This is a genomic window from Mycobacterium sp. E735, from assembly GCF_001666955.1.
Taxonomy (GTDB): domain Bacteria; phylum Actinomycetota; class Actinomycetes; order Mycobacteriales; family Mycobacteriaceae; genus Mycobacterium.
In genome coordinates this window covers 1-3,606 of sequence record NZ_LZIX01000307.1, presented here as the reverse complement: position 1 = coordinate 3,606, position 3,606 = coordinate 1, and the positions used below count along the sequence as shown (strand labels likewise).

Genomic DNA, 3,606 nt, shown 5'->3' with positions numbered 1-3,606 from the left:
GGGCGTACGACACGTACAGACGCCTGCGCGACAGTGCCCCCGTCTACTACAACCCGAAGTGGGATTTCTGGGCACTGACCCGCTACGACGACGTGGCGCCCGCTACCAAGGACCACGAAACCTATTCGTCGGCAAAGGGTGCGACGCTGGACATGGTTCAGGCGCACGACGACGCGATACCAGTGCCCAAAGTGATCATCTCGATGGACCCACCCGAGCACCAGAAGATGCGCAGGCTGGTGAGCAACGTGTTCACGCCGCGTGCCATCGCGGCGTTGGAAGACATGGTGCGCGAGAAAGTCTACGAACGCATCGACGCGCTCGACCCCTCCTCGTTCGATGTGGTGGCCGATTTCTCGGCGCTGTTCCCGAATGAGGTCATCACCACCATGCTCGGAGTGCCCAAGCAGGACCGCGACCAGATCCGCATTTGGCTGGATCTGCTCCTCGAACGCCACCCGGGTGGGATCGCCACCACCGCCGCAGGGCGGGAAGCGTCGATGAAAACCGGTCTCTACTACTACGACCTCGTGCAGCAGCGCCGCGCCGAACCTCGTGACGACATGATCAGCAGGCTCATCGAAACCGAGATCGAGCGGGACGGTCAGGTGGAGAAGCTCACCGACGTCGATATCACCGGATTCGCGACCATGCTTGGGGGAGCTGGCGCCGAGACGGTGACGAAACTCGTCGGCAACGCCGTGGTCGCCTTCGCCGACTTTCCGGATCAGTGGCAGAAGCTGCGGAAGGACCGCAGCAAGGTGCCCGCCGCCGTCGAAGAATTGTTGCGCTATGAGGCGCCCTCGCAGTACCAGGTACGCACCGCCACCCGCGATGTGACCTTGCACGGCAGCACCATTCCCGCGGGCAGCGCAGTCCTGCTCGTCACGGGCTCGGCGACCCGCGACGAACGGATGTTCCCCGATCCCGACCGGCTGGACATCGACCGGGAGCGCAGAATGGGCTTCAACCTCGCCTTCGGGTATGGCGTGCACAGTTGTCTGGGGGCGGCGCTGGCAAGGATGGAGAGCCGCATCGCGCTCGAGGCGCTGCTCGATCTCCTCCCTGACTATGAAGTCGACCGCGGTGGACTGCGGCGGGTGGCGATGGCGAATGTTTGTGGGTGGTCCAATGTGCCCGTACACAGGACGCGCGGAGCATGACCTCCGATCGAGTTGCCCTGCACCACAGGCTGGCCCACGCAAAATGGGAGACGTACGCCAGAGCCCCGGAGACGAAAAAGATCACATACGGCGATGAGTGGATCTACTCGCCAGACGCCGTAATGATGTGCCCCCTGTTCAACGGCGGCGCCGATCATGTGATGGCCGACCTCGCCTCCGAGGAGGTGCTCGCGGCCATGCAACGCTTCGCGCCCGACGGTGACATGCTTACCTGCGAATTCCGCATGTGGTGGAAGCACATGCCCGACTTTCGAATCGTTACCCCGTTCGACTGCAGGCCCGCCGATTGGGGGTTTGCGGTCCGCGACACCTATGCGGGAACGCTGGCCGACGGGACCGTTCTGCAGCTTCACGAATGGGATTACGTATGGACCAATGACGAGGGCCACATCACTCGTTGGGACTGGTTTGTCGATTCCCGGGAGTGGCACCCCTTCCTCGATCTCATCGGCCTCGATCGCGACAGCCTGACGTATCAGGCGTACACAGAGAACTTCCTGCGTGAAGGCAGCATTGTAGGTTGAGGTTTGGCGCCTTGACCGGCTGTCCAGAACTGATCGGTTCGCCGGTCAGCGCATCGAGAGGCTCGCGCAACGCGTCCTTCGCTGCTTCGGTCACGGGTGTGGGTGAAGTGAGATGCCCTTCATCGCAAAGCAACCCGCGACCCAGATTCTGATCGCGCCGGGTTTTGCGGCGCAATTGACCACAGCGCGCTCGCGCGCCGGCAGGCTGATTCGCGCAAGCGGGTCACTAAACAGGGCGCGTTCGCGATTGCCTGCTCACTATCGCCGGACCCGCCAAGGGAGAGCCAAGCACGCCAGGCGCCGCGTCCACGACCGCGGGTATGGAGTTGACCGCGGCCAGCGCTGTCACCGCTACACCCGGATTGACCCGATCCGAGGGCGATTGCTCGAAATACAGCTCCAAGGACATACTGGGCCGTCCCTCGACCCGGATGACCATGCCGCCTTGGTTTTCCCTCGACGGCCGCGGCCAACGCTGCGGCCAGGGTGTGGAACTCACCGTCGCGAAATACTGCACCGCGACCACTGACCGCCCATCGATGACGCCGGCCAGCTGCCAGCGGTGCGCGCAAATCGTCCCTTCAGCAATCGTGCCGAGGGCAGTCTGCAAATCCGTTGGCGCGAGAAGTGTTTCCCAATCCAGTTCGACTCCATCGAGTTCCAGGCCTAGGATGTCGGCGATGTAGCGCACCACGGTCTCCCAGTCGTGGGTGACCTTGCCCGATGCGATTCGGGCGGGCACGTGCCCGTTCGGCTTTCCAAAGCCCATGGATTCGTGCAGCACCTCCCAAATGGGATAGGACTTGTCCAGGTCGATCGCATATTCGTCCATCCGGTAGGAATCGACGGTTCCGGCGCCGGCAAGCAGGGCGGTGGGGACGTTGAGACTAATGAAGCCCGGCTCGGCGCCGGTGGCGTAGAAGGTCGAATTGCCTTTCGCCGCCGCGGCTTCGACGGCCGCGCGCCACTCCGGTGGCGCCGCAGGCGGGTAGACCATTGGGATCGTCGAGATCGTCACGACGTTGATCCCCGCCTCGAGGTAAGTGATGATGTCGGTGATCGCGTCATTCTCGCGCCGGACGGCGGTGGCACAGTAGGTGACACAGTCGGGCCGCAGAGCCAGCACCGCGTCGAGATCGTCGGTTGCCGATATACCGACCTCCGGTTCGCCACAAAGGCGACCCGCGTCAACTCCGGCCTTCTCGGGCGTGGACACTTTGACTCCGACGAGTTCCAGTGCCGGATCACCGAGGACTGCCCGGAGTGCCTCCTTACCGGTCAATCCCGTGCCTACGTGAACAACCCGATACTTTCTGGATTTCTCAGTTGCCATTGCTCAATCTCCTATGTGCGTTTTCCTAAGAGCGCCGGACCGCGGCTTGCGTCTCCACCCGCTTCGCGCACCGATGAGAGCAGCGAGTTCGTCGTGAGGACGGATCATTGCGCTACCGCACGTACGGGCACGCGTCCCCATCCGAAGACATTCGGCATCTTGACCCGTTGCAGGCCCGCGACGTCTACCTCGAACTCGGGGATCAAGTCCAACAGGGCATCGATGGCAATGCGTCCCTCCATGCGCGCCAGTGCCGCGCCAAGACAGCTGTGTATTCCGTAGCCGAATCCGAGGTTGTGGCCGGAGTGCCGACGATTGATGTCGAAGCGATCTGCATCGACGAACGCTCGCTCATCCCTGGTGGCCGAACCATTGATGAGCATCACCGGATTGTGCTTGGGTATCACCGTGCCATGAAGTTCGACATCGACCTTGCTCCAACGGATGTCGTATTGCGATGGCCCCTCGTAACGCAGCAGCTCTTCGAAGGCGGCGGGAATGAGGCTTCGGTCTCGCCTCAGTGCCTGCCATTGGTCCTGGTGTCGCGCAAACACCACTGCGGCGC

The 3,606-nt window shown here is 62.8% G+C and carries 4 protein-coding genes; 2 read left to right on the top strand and 2 right to left on the bottom strand.

Annotated features, from left to right (window positions below):
- The coding region (locus tag A5704_RS25315; protein ID WP_067891704.1) for a cytochrome P450 at positions 1-1,163 on the top strand (1,163 nt) is incomplete at its 5' end.
- Complete coding sequence (locus A5704_RS25310) at positions 1,160-1,708, top strand: hypothetical protein (protein WP_067781339.1); 549 nt, start codon at positions 1,160-1,162, stop codon at positions 1,706-1,708. The genes A5704_RS25315 and A5704_RS25310, both read left to right, overlap by 4 nt.
- Positions 1,709-1,934: 226 nt before the next feature.
- On the opposite strand, the gene A5704_RS25305 is transcribed toward A5704_RS25310, so the two are convergent.
- Complete coding sequence (locus A5704_RS25305; protein WP_067781342.1) at positions 1,935-2,861, bottom strand: dihydrodipicolinate reductase; 927 nt, start codon at positions 2,859-2,861, stop codon at positions 1,935-1,937.
- Between the two features lie 284 nt (positions 2,862-3,145).
- Positions 3,146-3,606, bottom strand: a 461-nt coding sequence (locus A5704_RS25300; RefSeq protein ID WP_156737761.1) for a cytochrome P450, incomplete at its 5' end; no start/stop codon positions are given.